The sequence below is a fragment of the Aeromonas veronii genome, assembly GCF_040215105.1.
GTDB lineage: Bacteria > Pseudomonadota > Gammaproteobacteria > Enterobacterales > Aeromonadaceae > Aeromonas > Aeromonas veronii_G.
On record NZ_CP157875.1, the window covers coordinates 376,044 to 390,741 of the forward strand.

At 59.6% G+C, this 14,698-nt stretch carries 17 protein-coding genes; 11 read left to right on the top strand and 6 right to left on the bottom strand.

The window, feature by feature from the left end:
• The first annotated feature begins 8 nt into the window (after positions 1–8).
• From ABNP46_RS01805 to ABNP46_RS01825, 5 genes are all read left to right on the top strand, one after another.
• Positions 9–425, top strand: a complete 417-nt coding sequence (locus tag ABNP46_RS01805; RefSeq protein ID WP_349920730.1) for a DUF5666 domain-containing protein — start codon at positions 9–11, stop codon at positions 423–425.
• An 80-nt stretch (positions 426–505) separates the two neighbouring features.
• The gene (locus ABNP46_RS01810) at positions 506–985 is read left to right on the top strand and encodes a hypothetical protein (RefSeq protein WP_349920731.1); all 480 of its coding nucleotides are present in this window, start codon (positions 506–508) and stop codon (positions 983–985) included.
• A 297-nt stretch (positions 986–1,282) separates the two neighbouring features.
• On the top strand, positions 1,283–2,764 hold the full coding sequence (locus tag ABNP46_RS01815) for an aerolysin family beta-barrel pore-forming toxin (protein WP_349920732.1): 1,482 nt from the start codon (positions 1,283–1,285) through the stop codon (positions 2,762–2,764).
• A 326-nt stretch (positions 2,765–3,090) separates the two neighbouring features.
• A complete protein-coding gene (locus ABNP46_RS01820) occupies positions 3,091–4,092 on the top strand; it encodes a sensor domain-containing diguanylate cyclase (protein ID WP_349920733.1) in 1,002 nt (333 codons plus the stop codon).
• 132 nt (positions 4,093–4,224) lie between these two features.
• Positions 4,225–4,644 carry a hypothetical protein gene (locus tag ABNP46_RS01825; RefSeq protein ID WP_349920734.1) on the top strand — a complete coding sequence of 140 codons (420 nt, stop codon included), beginning with the start codon at positions 4,225–4,227 and terminating at the stop codon, positions 4,642–4,644.
• 112 nt (positions 4,645–4,756) lie between these two features.
• On the opposite strand, the gene ABNP46_RS01830 is transcribed toward ABNP46_RS01825, so the two are convergent.
• Positions 4,757–5,095 carry a hypothetical protein gene (locus tag ABNP46_RS01830; protein ID WP_349920735.1) on the bottom strand — a complete coding sequence of 113 codons (339 nt, stop codon included), beginning with the start codon at positions 5,093–5,095 and terminating at the stop codon, positions 4,757–4,759.
• Positions 5,096–5,295: 200 nt separating this feature from the next.
• On the opposite strand from ABNP46_RS01830, the gene ABNP46_RS01835 reads away from it, so the two are divergent.
• Together ABNP46_RS01835 and ABNP46_RS01840 are read left to right on the top strand one after the other, a co-directional pair.
• Entirely contained in the window at positions 5,296–6,018 is a 723-nt protein-coding gene (locus tag ABNP46_RS01835) for a response regulator (RefSeq protein ID WP_349920736.1), read from the top strand.
• A gap of 34 nt (positions 6,019–6,052) precedes the next feature.
• Positions 6,053–7,414: an ATP-binding protein gene (locus tag ABNP46_RS01840; RefSeq protein ID WP_434476188.1), complete on the top strand. Its 1,362-nt coding sequence runs from the start codon at positions 6,053–6,055 to the stop codon at positions 7,412–7,414.
• A gap of 64 nt (positions 7,415–7,478) precedes the next feature.
• On the opposite strand, the gene ABNP46_RS01845 is transcribed toward ABNP46_RS01840, so the two are convergent.
• The 3 genes from ABNP46_RS01845 to yjbD all read right to left on the bottom strand — a co-directional run bounded on the left by ABNP46_RS01845 (position 7,479) and on the right by yjbD (position 10,678).
• Positions 7,479–9,425, bottom strand: coding sequence for a ligand-gated channel protein (locus ABNP46_RS01845; RefSeq protein WP_434476189.1), 1,947 nt, complete (start codon positions 9,423–9,425; stop codon positions 7,479–7,481).
• Positions 9,426–9,789: 364 nt separating this feature from the next.
• Positions 9,790–10,002 carry a transcription antiterminator/RNA stability regulator CspE gene (gene cspE, locus ABNP46_RS01850; protein ID WP_349920739.1) on the bottom strand — a complete coding sequence of 71 codons (213 nt, stop codon included), beginning with the start codon at positions 10,000–10,002 and terminating at the stop codon, positions 9,790–9,792.
• 391 nt (positions 10,003–10,393) lie between these two features.
• Positions 10,394–10,678 carry a DUF3811 domain-containing protein gene (yjbD, locus tag ABNP46_RS01855; protein WP_349920740.1) on the bottom strand — a complete coding sequence of 95 codons (285 nt, stop codon included), beginning with the start codon at positions 10,676–10,678 and terminating at the stop codon, positions 10,394–10,396.
• A gap of 300 nt (positions 10,679–10,978) precedes the next feature.
• On the opposite strand from yjbD, the gene ABNP46_RS01860 reads away from it, so the two are divergent.
• Positions 10,979–11,101 (top strand): hypothetical protein, encoded by a 123-nt coding sequence (locus ABNP46_RS01860; RefSeq protein ID WP_080675244.1) that lies wholly within the window; start codon positions 10,979–10,981, stop codon positions 11,099–11,101.
• Positions 11,102–11,147: 46 nt separating this feature from the next.
• On the opposite strand, the gene ABNP46_RS01865 is transcribed toward ABNP46_RS01860, so the two are convergent.
• Both ABNP46_RS01865 and ABNP46_RS01870 read right to left on the bottom strand, forming a co-directional pair.
• Positions 11,148–11,918: a substrate-binding periplasmic protein gene (locus tag ABNP46_RS01865; protein ID WP_349920741.1), complete on the bottom strand. Its 771-nt coding sequence runs from the start codon at positions 11,916–11,918 to the stop codon at positions 11,148–11,150.
• 154 nt (positions 11,919–12,072) lie between these two features.
• Positions 12,073–12,642 carry a single-stranded DNA-binding protein gene (locus ABNP46_RS01870; RefSeq protein WP_349920742.1) on the bottom strand — a complete coding sequence of 190 codons (570 nt, stop codon included), beginning with the start codon at positions 12,640–12,642 and terminating at the stop codon, positions 12,073–12,075.
• Positions 12,643–13,188: 546 nt separating this feature from the next.
• Between ABNP46_RS01870 and ABNP46_RS01875 the strand changes: the two genes are divergently transcribed.
• The 3 genes from ABNP46_RS01875 to ABNP46_RS01885 are packed head-to-tail and all read left to right on the top strand — an operon-like array spanning position 13,189 to position 14,692.
• Positions 13,189–13,833 carry a LuxR C-terminal-related transcriptional regulator gene (locus tag ABNP46_RS01875; RefSeq protein ID WP_349920743.1) on the top strand — a complete coding sequence of 215 codons (645 nt, stop codon included), beginning with the start codon at positions 13,189–13,191 and terminating at the stop codon, positions 13,831–13,833.
• A complete protein-coding gene (locus ABNP46_RS01880) occupies positions 13,833–14,279 on the top strand; it encodes a curli production assembly/transport protein CsgE (protein ID WP_349920744.1) in 447 nt (148 codons plus the stop codon). Before ABNP46_RS01875 ends, ABNP46_RS01880 begins: the two co-directional genes overlap by 1 nt.
• 11 nt (positions 14,280–14,290) lie before the next feature.
• Entirely contained in the window at positions 14,291–14,692 is a 402-nt protein-coding gene (locus ABNP46_RS01885; protein WP_349920745.1) for a curli assembly protein CsgF, read from the top strand.
• The last annotated feature ends 6 nt before the right edge of the window (positions 14,693–14,698 follow it).

The following is a 14,698-nucleotide window of genomic DNA, read 5'->3' on the forward strand; positions in this document are numbered from 1 at the left end:
GATCCCCGATGACGAAGCCCCTCTGCGCGCTCTTGCTATTGATTTTGCTGCCCTTTGGGGCGGCGCATGCGGCTGAGTTCAAATTGATCGGCCGCACCAGCTGGCAGCTTGGCCAGCTGATGGTCAACGGCATCCCCTTTGTCATCGATGAAGATACCCGCTTCAAGGACGGTCTGGACGAGGACGATCTCGGCGGAACCTGGGTCGAGCTGGAAGGGGAGATGCGAGGGGATCGCCGCCTGATCCACAAAGTGGAGGAGCTGGAAGAGGATGACGAGATGGATCTGGAGGGGCCGGTGGCGCAGGGGCGGGTCTGGGGCTATGCCGCCTCGGACGGCAGCCTGGCCCCTTTTGAAGGACGCTGGCTGGAGCTGGAGTGCAAGTTTGACGGCATGCGACTGAGTCGTTGCCAGGAAGAAGATTGAGCCACCTTGGCCGCGGGCCGGAAAAAAGAGCGGATCCGGCCCATAGTTAAACCTCGCGTCGCCACGACCCCGAGGTCCCCATGACAAACGCTCCACTGATCCTCTGTCTGCTGCCCTTCGGCGCCCTGGCCATGGAGCCCGAGCTCTGGCTGGTGGAACTGGAACATAACGATGGCATTCGCCTGCAGTTTCAGGGGGCCGAGCTGGAACTCGGCAGCGCCGATTTGGTGGGGATCGACGGGCCGGATGACCTCCAGCCGGGCATGCGTCTCGCCATCGAGAGTCGCCACGGCGTCGCCGAGCAGATCCGCTTGCTCACCTCGGCGCCGACCCTGGCCCAGAGCAGTCAGTGGTCACGGGCAGAGGACAGGCTGCTGGCCGCCGCGGGGCAGACCCTGTTGCTGCAGGAGCTGGGAGTGCTGGTGTTCGATGGGAACACGCGCTGGCAGAATGGCAGCCCGGCGGATCTGCAATCGGGACGCAAACTGGTGCTGACCCGTGACGAAGAGGGGCACCTGACGGACATATTGATCCCCAACCCGGAAGAAGATCCTGAATAGGGCTAAATAATATTCAGATATGATGGGTATTATTTAATCGTATTAACTAGCACACATGGCTCGTCGGTAATTAAAAACTTAAACACCACGAAATTCATAAAATAAATAATAAAGTAATAGCTCTGATATCAAGCTTGTCATTATTAAATAAGCGCAATGTTAATTGCCGGATTCACGATTTATATAAATCAAACTGTGGACTCGATCGCAATTGGCTTTGTTCTTCGCTGATATTTTCCCTCTTGCATGCAGCAAGAAAAGTAATTTGCATGCCAAACATTAAATATTGGGGGAGCTATGGATAAATTAAAAACAAGCGGTTTGGCGTTGACCATCTCGACGCTGCTGATGAGCCAGGCCTATGGGGCTGAGCCCATCTACCCTGATCAGTTGCGCCTCTTTTCACTCGGAGCCGGGGTATGCGGGGATAATTACCGCCCGGTAAATCGGGAAGAAGCACAGAGTGTCCGCAATAATATTGTGGCCATGATGGGGCAATGGCAGATCAGCGGGCTGGCCAATAATTGGGTTATTATGGGGTCAGGCTACAATGGTGAAATAAAACCCGGGAGCGCATCTGATACCTGGTGTTATCCAACCAATCCGGTCACCAGTGAAATACCCGTATTGCCCGCGCTGAATATTCCAGACGGTGATGAGGTGGACGTACAATGGCGGCTGGTGCATGACAGTGCCAATTTCATCAAACCCGCCAGCTACCTCGCCCATTATCTCGGCTATGCCTGGGTGGGGGGTGACCACAGCCCCTATGTGGGTGAGGACATGGACGTGAGCCAGGATGGCGACAGCTGGCTCATCCGCGGCAACAACAGCGGCGGTTGCGACGGCTATCGCTGCGGCGAGAAAACCAGCATCCGGGTCAGCAACTTCGCCTACACCCTGGATCCCGAGAGCTTCAGTCACGGCGAGGTGACCCAGTCCGATCGCACCCTGATCAAGACGGTCGTAGGGTGGGCCGTCAACGACAGCGACACCCCCCAGTCCGGCTATGACGTGACCCTGCGCTACGACACGGCCACCAACTGGTCCAAGACCAACACCTACGGTCTGAGCGAGAAGGTCTCCACCAAGAACAAGTTCAAGTGGCCCCTGGTGGGGGAGACTGAGCTCTCCATCGAGATCGCCGCGAGCCAGTCCTGGGCCTCCCAGAACGGGGGCGCGACCACCACCTCTCTGTCCCAGTCGGCGCGCCCGACCGTGCCCGCCCACTCCAGGATCCCGGTGAAGATCGAGCTCTACAAGGCGAACATCTCCTACCCCTACGAGTTCAAGGCGGACGTCAGCTACGATCTCGCCCTGAACGGCTTCCTGCGCTGGGGCGGCAACGCCTGGCACACCCATCCGGACAACCGCCCGACCTGGAACCACAGCTTCGTCATGGGCCCGTTCAAGGACAAGGCGAGCAGCATCCGCTACCAGTGGGACAAGCGTTACATCCCGGGTGAGGTGAAGTGGTGGGACTGGAACTGGACCATACAGCAGAACGGTGCCGATACCATGAAGCATGCCCTGGCCAGGGTGCTGCGTCCGGTGCGCGCCAGCATCACGGGTGACTTCCACGCCGAGAGCCAGTTTGCCGGCAATATCGAGATCGGTGCGCCCGTTCCCATCGGGGGTGACAGCAAGGTGCGCCGTGCCCGCAGTGTCGACAGCCAGGCTGGCGGGCTGCGCCTGGAGATCCCCCTGGATGCCGGCGAGCTCTCCGCGCTGGGCTTTGACAACGTCCAGATCAAGCTGGAACCCGCGACCAACCAGTGAATTCGTGGCAGTGAAATAAGTATGTTAAACCGGGTTTTTGCCCGGTTTTTATTTGTGAAAAATAAGATAAACAGTGCTTTCCACTGCCCTGATCACGTCGCCCGTTTGCCGCTTATACGTGTTTCCGAGTGCAAGCAGGGCGCATCCCGCCGACTTCCCTTGCTGGCGGGCGACCTGAACGATATAAATTCAGCTCAAATGGGGCTATTGATGAGCCATTCCCCTATCAAAAGAAGGTCAATAGGGATTGCCGCAGAAGTGGCTTCTACACTCAATGCCAGGCCCGCAAGAGGATGCGGGCCGCGAGAGGACAAGGATGAGCTGCGATGGAACAAGAGACGGACGGGATCAGGATCTCCGATCTCAATGAGGCAGTGGTGCACGGCATCCTCGAGGTGATCAGCGAAGGGATCTGGGACTGGAATGCCAACACGGGGTTCGTTTACCGCAATGCCGGCTGGTATCTGATGCTGGGTTACGATCCCCACTCCCTGGAGAACACGGTATTCACCTGGGAGAGCGTGATCCACCCCGACGATCTGGCCCACGTCATGGCCTGTTTCGATGACTGCCTGAACGGCAAGGCCTCCGACTACAGGGCCGAGTACCGTTGTCGCTGCCGCAATGGGGAGTACCGCTGGATAGAGGACAGCGGCCGCATCATAGCGCGCAACCCCGATGGTTCCGTGGCCCGGATGATCGGGGCCCATCGCGATATTCACGCCCAGCGCGAGCTCTATGTGCGGCTGGAGCTGCACAACCGCAGCCTGGAGCAACAGGTCGCCGAGCGCACGGCCGAGCTGGAGTGCCTCAACCGGGCGCTGCAGCATCAGGTGGAGGAGAACCGCCGCCTGGCGGAGACGGATGTGCTGACCGGTGCCGCCAGCCGGTATCGGCTGGAACAGGCGATCCGGCTGGAACACGAGCGGGCGCGGCGCTTCCAGGAGCCCTTTTCCGTGATCGCCATGGATGTGGATGACTTCAAGCAGATCAATGACAGCCATGGTCACGGGGTGGGCGACAAGACCCTCATCGACATCGTCAAGGCGACCCGGGGCGGGATCCGCGAGATCGATCTGCTCGCCCGCTGGGGAGGCGATGAGTTCATGCTGATCCTGCCCAACACCCGGCTGGCGGATGCCCTGCTGGTGGCCGAGAAGCTGCGCCTGCGACTCGGGCATCTGCGGGTGATGGAGCGGGACCCCATCACCCTGAGCTTCGGGCTGGTGGAGTCTCAGCCCGAGGAGGCGGTGGCCCAGCTGATGGCGAGGGTGGACAGGGCGCTCTACCGGGCCAAGCTGGCGGGCAAGGACCAGCTCTGTGGCTAGACATGGGCCGGGCCGAGGGGCTGCCATGGGCCTCTCTTCCCCCGAATGCGGCTTGATCTCGCTCTCTGCTTGACGCCAACCCGGCTCACTGGTCTGATGCGCGCTCTTTTCATACCTGTGAGATATATCTTGATGAAGAAGTGCCTCCTGATTGCCCTGACCGCCCTGCCGTTGATGGCCCACGCCGGCCTGATGGACTCCCTGACCGATACCATGACCAGCAGCCTCACCAACAGTGCCAAAGAGATGGCCGGTACGGCCATGGATGACGCCGCCAATGCCGCGGTCAAACGGGCGCTGGAGATCAAGGAAGGGGGCTCCAGCAAGGATGCCATCAAGGCAAAGCTGGGGGCGCCGGCCAGCACCGAGACCGTCGAGGGGCGGGAAGTGTGGCGTTATGACCTGACTGCCCTGAACAAGATCTCTCCCACCCTGGCCGAGACCAGCAAGGTGCTGTTCAAGGATACCGAGATAGAGAACAAGCACGTGCTCATCCAGTTCGACGGCGAGACCGCCAAGACGGTGAGCCTGGCGGACAAGGCCAAGGCATAAGCCAGACAACAAGGGACCATGGGCCCCTTGTTGTTATCGATGGCCAGGGCTCTGCCTTGGCACCATGACAAAGAGGGTGGCCATGGCCACCCTCTTTGGGTTGTCGGAGCGCTTACTTGTTCGCTTCGGCAAACTGCTTCATCACTTCGGCATGCTTGGTCATGCCGTCGGCGCGCAGCTCCAGATTCTTGACGAACTCGGCCTTCTTGGCCGGATCTTCAATCTTGTCGTAGCGCTGCTGCAGGTGGGCCTGGATCTGCTCCGGGGTCATGTTCTTCATGCGGGCCATCTTGTCGTGGCGACCGCCATGATGCTTGCCATCCTTCATGGCACAATCGGCCATGGGGGCACCGGGCTGCGCCGTGCTCACGGCTTCACTGGCGGCATAGGCGCCGAGCGGCAGGCCGAGGATCAGGGTGGCGGTCAACAGGGTCTTGGTCAGCTTTTTCATAGGTAACTCCTTTCGGATGAATGCGGGATTCGGCTCGTTCGCCTTGGTACTCAGTAAACACCGAGGAAGTGTCTGAAATTTGCCAGTTGAAGCCTATTTTGTAGCAGAGTGTGGCATCCAGGCACGTTGGCACACTTTGACATAACCCCCAAGACCGATTTTCGTATAATCGTCCCAGCTCGATAACGGGAGAGACAGTGATGAACCAAGGCAGCCCTCATATTCTGGTGGTGGACGACCACAGCGAGATCCGCGATCTGCTCAAGCGCTTTCTGGAACAGCACGGGATGCGGGTCAGCTGTGCCCGCGATGGCAAGGAGATGAAACGCCTGCTGGAGGAACGGGAATTCGACCTGCTGGTGCTGGATCTGATGATGCCGGGGGAGGATGGCCTGACCCTGTGCCGCGAGCTGCGCGTCAAATCCAGCCTGCCCATCATCATGCTCACCGCCATGGGGGAGGAGACCGACCGCATCATCGGGCTGGAGATGGGGGCCGACGACTACCTCGCCAAGCCCTTCAATCCCCGCGAGCTGCTGGCCCGGATCAAGGCGGTGATGCGCCGTACCCAGGCCGAGCCCCAATCCCTGCCCGAGACCCTGACCCGGGATCTGCGCTTCGATCGCTGGCTGCTGGACATCCATCGCCGGGAGCTGGTGGATGAGGAAGGGGTGGGGATGAGCCTCTCCACCGCCGAATTCGATCTGCTGAAGGTCTTCCTCGAGCGCCCCCAGCGGGTGCTGAGCCGGGATCAACTGCTGGATCTGGCCCGTGGCCGGGAGGCGGTGGCCTTCGATCGCGCCATCGATACCCTGGTGAGCCGGCTGCGGCGCAAGCTGGAGCGGGATCCCAAGAACCCGGAACTCATCAAGACCATCTGGGGTGGTGGCTACCTGTTCGCCGCCGACGTGACCCAGGAGTGAGCCGGTGACTGCCTTCAAGCGACTCTTTGCCAAGCTGTGGCCCAAGGGGCTGACCGGCCAGATAGTGCTGGTGGCCCTGGCCGGGCTGGTGTTGATCCAGCTGCTCAGCATCCAGATCTACCGCACGGATCGGGAGGAGGCGCTCGGCTACGTCAACAGCCGCAACGCCATGCAGCGCATCGTCTCCGTGGTGCGCCTGCTGACGCTCTCCCCTCCCTCTCTCTATCACGAGATCCTCAAGGCGAGCCGCAGCGAGACCCTGTTGCTGCGCCTCTCCGATGAACCGCTGCAGCCGGACAACCGCAGCCCCCGCTTCGAGCGGCTGGTGCGCTCCAAGCTGGATTACCCGCCCCACCTGGCGGTGGAGATCAGTGCCGAGCTCAAGCAGGAGTTCCAGCGCAGCCAGGCCTGGCGCCACCACAACCGCATGATGAAGGATCGCGCCGGCATGCCGCCGCCCCAGGACATGCGGCTCTATGGCTCCATCCAGTTGCCAAACGGGGGCTGGCTGCAGTTCAGCTCCCTGGTGGACAAGGAGTCGGCCAGCTGGTCCTGGCAGACCACCCTCAACCTGCTGCTGGTGGCGAGCCTGGTGATCGGCCTGATGATCTGGCTGTTCCGCCGTGCCACCCAGCCGCTCAAGCAGTTGGCGGCCAACGCGGATCGGCTGGGACGCGGGGAGGACATAGAGCCCCTGCGGGAGGCCGGGCCGACGGAGATCCGTGAATCCATCCAGGCGTTCAACCGCATGCATACCCGGCTCGATCGCTTCGTGCAGGACAGGACCCGCATGCTGGCGGCCATCTCCCACGACCTGCGCACCCCCATCACCAGCCTGCGCCTGCGCAGCGAGTTTCTGGCGGATGGGGAAGACAAGGATCGCTTCCAGCAGACCCTGCAACAGATGGAGCAGATGCTGGCGGCCACCCTCAGCTTCGCCCGTGAGGAGGGCTTGCAGGAGGCGACCCGGGAGCTGGATCTGGTCAGCCTGCTGGAGAGCCTGTGCGACGACTATGCGGATACCGGCCAGCCGGTCACCTGCCTGGCACAGGGCAAGGAGGTCTATGCCTGCCGTGCGAACACCCTGCGCCGGGTGCTGCAAAACCTCATCGGCAATGCCATCAAGTATGCGGGCAGCGCCGAAGTTTCCCTGGAGCGCACCGATGGCGAACTGCTGATCCGGGTCTGCGATCGGGGGCCCGGCATAGAGCCGGGTCAGCTGGAGGAGGTGTTCAAGCCCTTCGTGCGCCTCGACGGGGCCCGCAATACGGAGTCCGGCAGCGTGGGGCTGGGGCTTGCCATCGCCCGCACCCTGGTGCATCAGCACGGCGGGGAGCTGACCCTGCACAACCGGGACTGCGGGGGGCTGGAGGCGAGGATCAGCCTGCCACTGTGAAAAAGAGTGAATGAAGAAGGGCGCCGATGGCGCCCTTCTTGTCGATGGCATCGTGAGCCCTTGGTCAGAACAGGAAGGTCATGCCCAGGTTGTAGCGGCGCCCGTCCAGCACGGTGCCGTAGCTGCCATAGTCTACCGTCTTGTCGAACAGGTTGTAGACACCGGCGGTGACATTGAGCTGCGCATTGGCCTTGTAGACCAGGCCGGTGTCGAAGAAGGTGTAGGAGGGGGTGCCTTCGGCCATCCGGGTGCGACTCAGGTAATCAGAGGTCTTGCTGCGGAAGTTGACTCTGGACCAGAGGCTGACCTCGTCGGTGGTCTGCCAGTCGACCGAGCCGTTGAACATGTGGCGTGGCATCTGGTTCAGCGGCTGGCCTTCCATGGGGCCGCTCTTCTGCTCGGACTGGGTGTAGGTGTAGCTGGTGGCCAGGGACCAGTCCTGGTTGATGGCCCAGTTGGCCGTGCTCTCCACCCCGCGCATATTGGCTTTGTCGACGTTGATGCGATCGCTGATGAAGTCGTAGGTATGGCCGTTGAAGGTACAGACCGGGTCGCTCTTGCTGGAACAGCGGCGGATCTCGGTGAGCATGTCTTCAAAGTCGGTGTTGAACAGGGTCAGGCTGGCGCTGAGCCCTTCACGCCCATCCCATAGCAGGGCTATCTCTTCGCTGACGCTGGTTTCAGGCTTGAGCTCCGGGTTGCCGATGATGATCCCATCCTGGGTGCCACCGCCGCTGGCCTGACCCCAGTTGGCGGCGGACATGCGCAGATCCGGCGAGCGGTAGCCGGTGGAGACGCCCCCCTTGAGGGTCCAGAACTCGGCGGGATGCCAGACCCCGTACAGGCGCGGGCTCCAGTGGCTGCCGTAGTTCTCGTCCCTGTCCATGCGAACGCCGCCGGTCAGGGCGAAGGATTCCGTCAGAGACCATTCATCCTCCACGAAGAGGGCCCAGCTCCAGCGTGTCAGCTGATCAGCACGATTGCCTGCCTTGAGCTGATTGCCCTGATCCTGCAGATCCTCATAGCGATACTGGCCCCCCACGCTCAGATAGTGATCCCCCAGGATGAACTGGGTGTGGGTATCGGCAATGCTGTTGATCATCTTCATCTGGCGGCCGGGATTGGTGTTCTCCTCCCGCTGCAGGTAGCTGCTGGAGGCGCCAAATTCGTATTGACCGTTGTGGGTGATGGCGTAGTTGGTGCGCTCGTAGGTATTGAGGCTTGGCTTGGACGTGGCCGACAGGGAGTTGCCCGGGGTTCTGTCCCTGTCCTGCAGGGTGCGGCTGAGTTCGACGTCGAAGCCGTTGTGTTCATCCGGCGTGAGGCTGAACACGGCGGTGCCGCTCTTCGTCTCCTGCTCGGCGAAACCGTTCTGGAACTGATCCTCGCCCCGATGGGAGAGTTGACCGTTCAGGCGCATCCCCAGCAAGCCGTCCACCAGGTTGCCCGCGGTGTAGCCATCGGTCTGGAAGATATCGCCTGACGCCTTGTTTTCCTGGAAGGTGGAGTCGGCATGCAGGGAGCCTTGCCAGGCGCTCATGTCGCTGGTCTTGCGGGTGATGACGTTGATGACCCCGCCCATGGCATCCGAGCCATAACGGGACGACATGGGGCCGCGCACCACTTCGATGCGGTCGATGGCCTGCAGCGGGGGCAGCCAGCCCTGTTCGATGCCGGGGCCGTCGCTGTTGGGACGGGTGCCCCGGCTGTCGACCCGTTTGCCGTCGACCAGCATCAGGGTGTATTTCGACCCCATACCGCGAATGCTGATGTCGCTGCTGCTGCCACCGCCGGTGATCACCACACCGGGCACGTCTTTCAAGGCATCGGTGACATCGCGATAAGCGCGTTTCTCCAGTTGCTCGCGGGTCACCACGGAGATGGACGCCGCCGTGTCCTCGATCTTCTGCTGGAAGCCGGAAGCGGTCACGACCATGACCTCCGGCTCGTCCGCATAGGCAGGGGGGGCGAGTGAGACGAGCAGGAGAGGCGTCAGCTTGTGAGGGGGGATCTTTATCATCTTGGCCTGAACTCTTGAGTGAGAGACAACGGCGCTCTTGGCGGTGCCGCAGGGTGACGCCGCGGTCGGTGTGCCGCAAAAAATAAGCGTCAAACGGATAACTAATTAATCCGTCGGCGGCATTGTAGAGATCCATTCAATGCATGTAAATGATAATCAATATCATTTAATTGTTGTGGGAATTCAGGGAAGGGACAGATGAAAATAGGGGAGAGGGGCTGAGCCGGGCGGGCTCTGGTTGCGGTGACGGGGAGAAAAAGCGTAAGGAAACGGGCAACAAAAAACCCGCCGAAGCGGGTTTTTTCAATTCTTGCAGAAGGTCTTGTCGATGAACGGCAAGGCTTCCTGGCTTGAATTACAGACCAACTACGTTGGCAGCAGCCGGGCCTTTCTGGCCTTGCTCGATGGTGAACTCAACGCGCTGACCTTCTTCCAGGGTTTTGAAACCGTTGGACTGGATGGCGGAGAAGTGTACGAACACGTCTTTGCTGCCGTCAGCCGGGGAGATGAAGCCAAAACCTTTCTCAGCGTTGAAGAACTTAACGGTACCAGTCATTTTGTTGGACATGATAATTTCCTTGAATAGTGATATTGAAACGCCACCTGGTGTGGCAATCCATGATTTTTCGTCAGCAATACGTATGGGGAGCACTAAAGAAGGATAATTATTTGGCGTGAATCTTCTATGAAGAGCTCATGCACCAATCACTGCTTTAAAATGACTGCCTAACATAATCAGGTCTGAACTACCGAACCATCGAATCGATTAGAACACGCACACCTCGTCATGGCAATCTTTATCTCGGCGTTAACTGCCTGCCTTCGTCCGCTTTGGAGTGGTTTATGTGGCGAAAACCGGGTTCAACCGCATGAATCGGGGCGGCTTCTGGCCGCCATTCCGGTGGCAGGATAGTTGATATCCAGATTGCCATATTCCTATCTGGACAGGCCATGCGGGGTTAGCGTTTGCTTCGATATTTGTTGCTGACGGAGTCTGACCAACTGAAAGTTTCAGACGTCGATTGCTCCTTGGCCCGTGCCTTGGCCTTCTCTCTTGCCTGGGCCGAGGCTGCCTTGGCGGCCTTGTTGCGATCGGCCTCGATTTTCTGGCGCCCCTCTTCGCGGATCTTGTTGCGCTCCCCGTTGCTCAGGGTGTGATCCGCGTTAGCCTGGGCTTTTTGCAGCAACAAGGTGATCTCGGCCTTTTCGGCCTCGGTGAGATCCTTCATCTCGAGTTTCTTCATGGGGCACTCCTCTGGCAGGGATGGTTCACCCTAGCACAGTCGGGTGAAGCATCTCTTCTGGAATCGCCATTTCCATCATAAAAATGAATATGCCGACAGCGTCTGACGGGTTGCAGATGACCAGCTGGGTGGCTGCCCTGCGAGCTCATGCCGTGAGGCTGGATCCGGTCGGGAGGTTGGGGGTATGCTGAGGTGAGTGCGATCCAGGATCGTCACTGCAAGCGTACTGAAGTCTATGATTCGGATGGCATGCTGGAACCCTGGTTCCAACTGTCTGGGTAACATTTTTGGAGTCTGATGATGAGTAACAAAGAACAGCATCACGGCAAAGATGCCAAGAAAAAACCGCAGATGTCACTGAAAGAGAAACGCGAAGCCAAGCGGCAGAAAGCCGATCTGAAAAATGGCGGTGCGATGAAGTAACGCTCCTACACTGTTGTTCCTTTGGAGCCAGTATCAAGCCAGCCTGTCATGGGCTGGCTTTTATGTTTTCAGCGTTCGGTGATGCGCCATAGGTGGCGAAGATCCGGGCATAACGACCATCCTCCCTCATCCTGGCCAGCTGGCGATCGAACCACTGTTGCTGCGCCGCCTCGCGAAAGGCGAAGTGGTAGTGGGTGGGAGGAAACAGATCGTGCTGGCGTACCCGTCCGGGGTGATAGAGTCCCTGGTTGCGCCTGTCCCGATTGAGTTGGGCCAGATAGTAGTAGAACACCCGCTGCTCCAGGATCACCGCATCCGTGCGCCCCAGCAGCAGCTTCTGCACCTGACTCTCTTGCCGTGCCACTTCTTCATACCGCGCATTCAGTGTGCTGATGCGGGCAAACTCCTCCCCCAGGATCTGCTGCGCTCGCTGAAAGGCGCTGACCCTCAGGGTGGTCAGGTCTGACAGGGTTCGCACAGAGACCTCGTCCAGCGTAAACACCCGGTTGTAAAAGGTGATCACCGGTTGGGAGAGATGCACTCGCGTCAGCATGCCGGGTCTGACATTGATGACGGCATCCAGCTTGCCTTCTGCCAGCATGCGAAAGGTACGCTCCAGCGGTAAATAGATGAACCTGGGTTCATAGCCGCTGCCGGCGAAGGCGGTCGTCAGCAGATCCAGCTCTATGCCCCGGCCTTGTTCCTGTATCACATAAGGGGGAATGGCAAAGCTGACCCCAACGCGCAATGGTTCGGCCAGCAGCGGGCTCATATAAAGCAGCAGGATGCCGTACAGCAGATGGTTGAACCGGGTCATCGGGGATCTCGGATGGGATTTTTCCTCATGGTAGCCACAAGAGACGGCAATGACGCCCAGACGGAGAGGCGCAGCCCTCCAACGTGCAGAACAGGACGCTGGCTGCGTCAGAAGCGGACAAAAAAAGGCCCTGAATTGTCAGGGCCTGTGTGTCCTAGAACGGAATGTCGTCGTCGAAGTCCATCGGCGGCTCGTTGTAGACCGGCGGCGCGGACTGCGGCTGTTGCTGCGGACGGCCATAGCCACCCTGTTGCTGTTGCATGTTCTGCTGCGGTGCGGCGGCAGGGCGCTGCATGTTCTGCTGGGGAGTCTGCTGTGGCTGGCCCCAGTTGCCCTGGGATTGCTGACCACCCATGCCCTGACCGCCTTGCGGGCGACCACCCAGCATCTGCATCACGCCGGTGAAGCTGTCGACCAGCACTTCGGTGGTGTAGCGCTCCTGGCCGCTCTGATCCTGCCACTTGCGAGTCTGCAGCTTGCCTTCGACATAAACCTGGGAACCCTTCTTCAGGTATTCACCCGCGACCTCGGCCAGTTTACCCATGAACACGACGCGGTGCCACTCGGTGCGTTCTTTCTGCTCACCGGTCTGCTTGTCACGCCAGGTCTCGGAGGTGGCTATGGTGATGTTGGTCACGGCACCGCCACTCGGCATGTAGCGCACTTCAGGATCCTGCCCCAGGTTACCGATCAGAATGACTTTGTTGATGCCTCGACTGGCCATAATCTCTCTTCCACCTTTATATGCCGACCAGCTGACTGGTCTGGGTTCACTCACAATATTGCTGCCGTACAAGTCCATCATCGTCTTGTCTGACGCGGGATTGCCAGCGGGTCGCTGATGGGGCCTGGCCCTGTCATCGACCTACGGATTAGCTCGCCATAGTAACAGTTGATGTGCGGGTTCGCACATCTTTAGCGCCGCAGGAGCGGTTTGAATCAGGGCCCTGGCGGATGGGAATACGCTATCGCAGTTGCCGCGATCCCGGCAAGTGCGGTCATGGGGGCTGGCTCACGTCCTGGTATTTTTATGGGGATCAGGAGAGTGATCACAGTTCGTGCAATCATGTCTCATTTGCCCCCCCAAATAGGGGGGATCTCCTAGTTCACTGTATTGCCTGATAAAAAAACGATTTTATTGCGGTTCGAACGAGGCCTAATGCTTTTTTAATGCTGTGTAAAAACTTCGACTTGTTACTCTCTTGCGACCATAGCTGGCGTATGAAACGACGATTCAAGCCGACAGGCACACAGTTCAAGGAAGAGCCCCATGAAGACCGAGACTCCGCTGGTACTCGTGACCGAAGGCAACGTTCAGGCAAGTACCTTTACGAGCTATCTGATGGCTCAACTGGGTCAGCCCATATGCCTCATCAGCCATCCGGATCAACTGCTGACCATCACGAACTGCAGCCTGTTTCTGGTCGATCTGGACTACCTCAAGTCAAGCCAGCAGTTTGGCTGGCATCGGGACATCGCCGCCTTCGATTCGGCCCATACCGTGTTGCTCAATGCGCCGACCAACACGGACCGGGATCTGCTGCTGATGTGGCCCAACACCAGCGGTCTCTTCTTTCGTCAGGATCCTCTGGATCGGCTGGTCGCCGGCATCAAGAAGGTGATGCAGGGGGAGTTCTGGATCCCCCGTCATCTGATGTGCGAGCTGGTCAGCTATTACCGTCAAGGGATCGAGCCGACCCAGCGCAGCCAGAGCCTGTTGACGGTGCGCGAGCGCGAGATCATCCGCTATCTGATGACGGGAGCCTCCAACACCGAGATCGCCGACAGCCTGTTTGTCAGTGAGCACACCATCAAGTCCCACCTTTATAACGTCTTCAAGAAGTTGAACGTCAAGAACCGGCTGCAGGCGGTGAGCTGGGCCAAAGAGTACCTCGACATGACGAGCTCCCACTGATGCGGGCCTGGGGGCTGTGCCTCTGGCTGCTGTCCGGTGCCGCGCTGGCCAGCGAAGGGGGGATCAAGGATGCCAACGCCCCGCTGGAATCCCTGCAACCCGAGCAGGAGAACGATCGCATCGAGATCGGGGGGTTGGTGATAGATCGCACTTTCACACGCTTTGGCCAGAGTTTTTATCGCCACTTCAGCCGGCTTCGAGAGGATGAAGATCCTGCCGGACGGGATAACCTCACCATACACGAGCGGCCGACGGCACGCTGGGGCAGCCTTATCTGGATCACCGCCAATCGCAAGGTGCTGTTTCGCACTAGCCTCTCACCGGTGCGTAGCCAGGGAGAAGAGAGCGCACAGCAGGCCTGGGGGCAGGTAAAGACGGTTTTACAGCAGCAGAAGGTGGCCATGCTGTTCATGGATACCTTCGATCTGGAACACGATGAACTATAAGGACATGACATATGTGCTCACGCCTGCTGCTCCTGGCGTTGACGGTCGGCATGACGGCCTCTGCCTCGGAGCTTGTGTATAAGCCCATCAACCCCAGTTTTGGTGGCAACCCCCTCAACAGTGCCCATCTGCTGGGCACGGCGAATGCCCAGAACGACTACAAGGACCCGTCTGCCGGCAGCAGCTCGGGGGGAACCTCGGCTCTGGACAGGCTCACCTCCAACCTGCAGTCGCGGCTGGTGAGTCAGCTGCTTGCCGATATCGGCAGGGATGGCAGTCAAAGCGGCAGCCTGGTCACCGACGAGTTCGCGATCAATGTGCTGGATCAGGATGGCACCCTGGCCATCTCCATCACGGACAGGGCAACGAACGAAACCACCCTGATCGAAGTCAACGGCCTGATAGCCGACTGAGGATGC

Excerpts from the sequence above, each read along its gene's own strand:
- ABNP46_RS01805 (WP_349920730.1), top strand. The coding sequence starts at position 9 with ATGACGAAGCCCCTCTGCGCGCTCTTGCTATTGATTTTGCTGCCCTTT.
- ABNP46_RS01810 (WP_349920731.1), top strand. The coding sequence starts at position 506 with ATGACAAACGCTCCACTGATCCTCTGTCTGCTGCCCTTCGGCGCCCTG.
- ABNP46_RS01815 (WP_349920732.1), top strand. The coding sequence starts at position 1,283 with ATGGATAAATTAAAAACAAGCGGTTTGGCGTTGACCATCTCGACGCTG.
- ABNP46_RS01820 (WP_349920733.1), top strand. The coding sequence starts at position 3,091 with ATGGAACAAGAGACGGACGGGATCAGGATCTCCGATCTCAATGAGGCA.
- ABNP46_RS01825 (WP_349920734.1), top strand. The coding sequence starts at position 4,225 with ATGAAGAAGTGCCTCCTGATTGCCCTGACCGCCCTGCCGTTGATGGCC.
- ABNP46_RS01830 (WP_349920735.1), bottom strand. The coding sequence starts at position 5,095 with ATGAAAAAGCTGACCAAGACCCTGTTGACCGCCACCCTGATCCTCGGC.
- ABNP46_RS01835 (WP_349920736.1), top strand. The coding sequence starts at position 5,296 with ATGAACCAAGGCAGCCCTCATATTCTGGTGGTGGACGACCACAGCGAG.
- cspE (WP_349920739.1), bottom strand. The coding sequence starts at position 10,002 with ATGTCCAACAAAATGACTGGTACCGTTAAGTTCTTCAACGCTGAGAAA.
- yjbD (WP_349920740.1), bottom strand. The coding sequence starts at position 10,678 with ATGAAGAAACTCGAGATGAAGGATCTCACCGAGGCCGAAAAGGCCGAG.
- ABNP46_RS01860 (WP_080675244.1), top strand. The coding sequence starts at position 10,979 with ATGAGTAACAAAGAACAGCATCACGGCAAAGATGCCAAGAAAAAACCG.
- ABNP46_RS01865 (WP_349920741.1), bottom strand. The coding sequence starts at position 11,918 with ATGACCCGGTTCAACCATCTGCTGTACGGCATCCTGCTGCTTTATATG.
- ABNP46_RS01870 (WP_349920742.1), bottom strand. The coding sequence starts at position 12,642 with ATGGCCAGTCGAGGCATCAACAAAGTCATTCTGATCGGTAACCTGGGG.
- ABNP46_RS01875 (WP_349920743.1), top strand. The coding sequence starts at position 13,189 with ATGAAGACCGAGACTCCGCTGGTACTCGTGACCGAAGGCAACGTTCAG.
- ABNP46_RS01880 (WP_349920744.1), top strand. The coding sequence starts at position 13,833 with ATGCGGGCCTGGGGGCTGTGCCTCTGGCTGCTGTCCGGTGCCGCGCTG.
- ABNP46_RS01885 (WP_349920745.1), top strand. The coding sequence starts at position 14,291 with ATGTGCTCACGCCTGCTGCTCCTGGCGTTGACGGTCGGCATGACGGCC.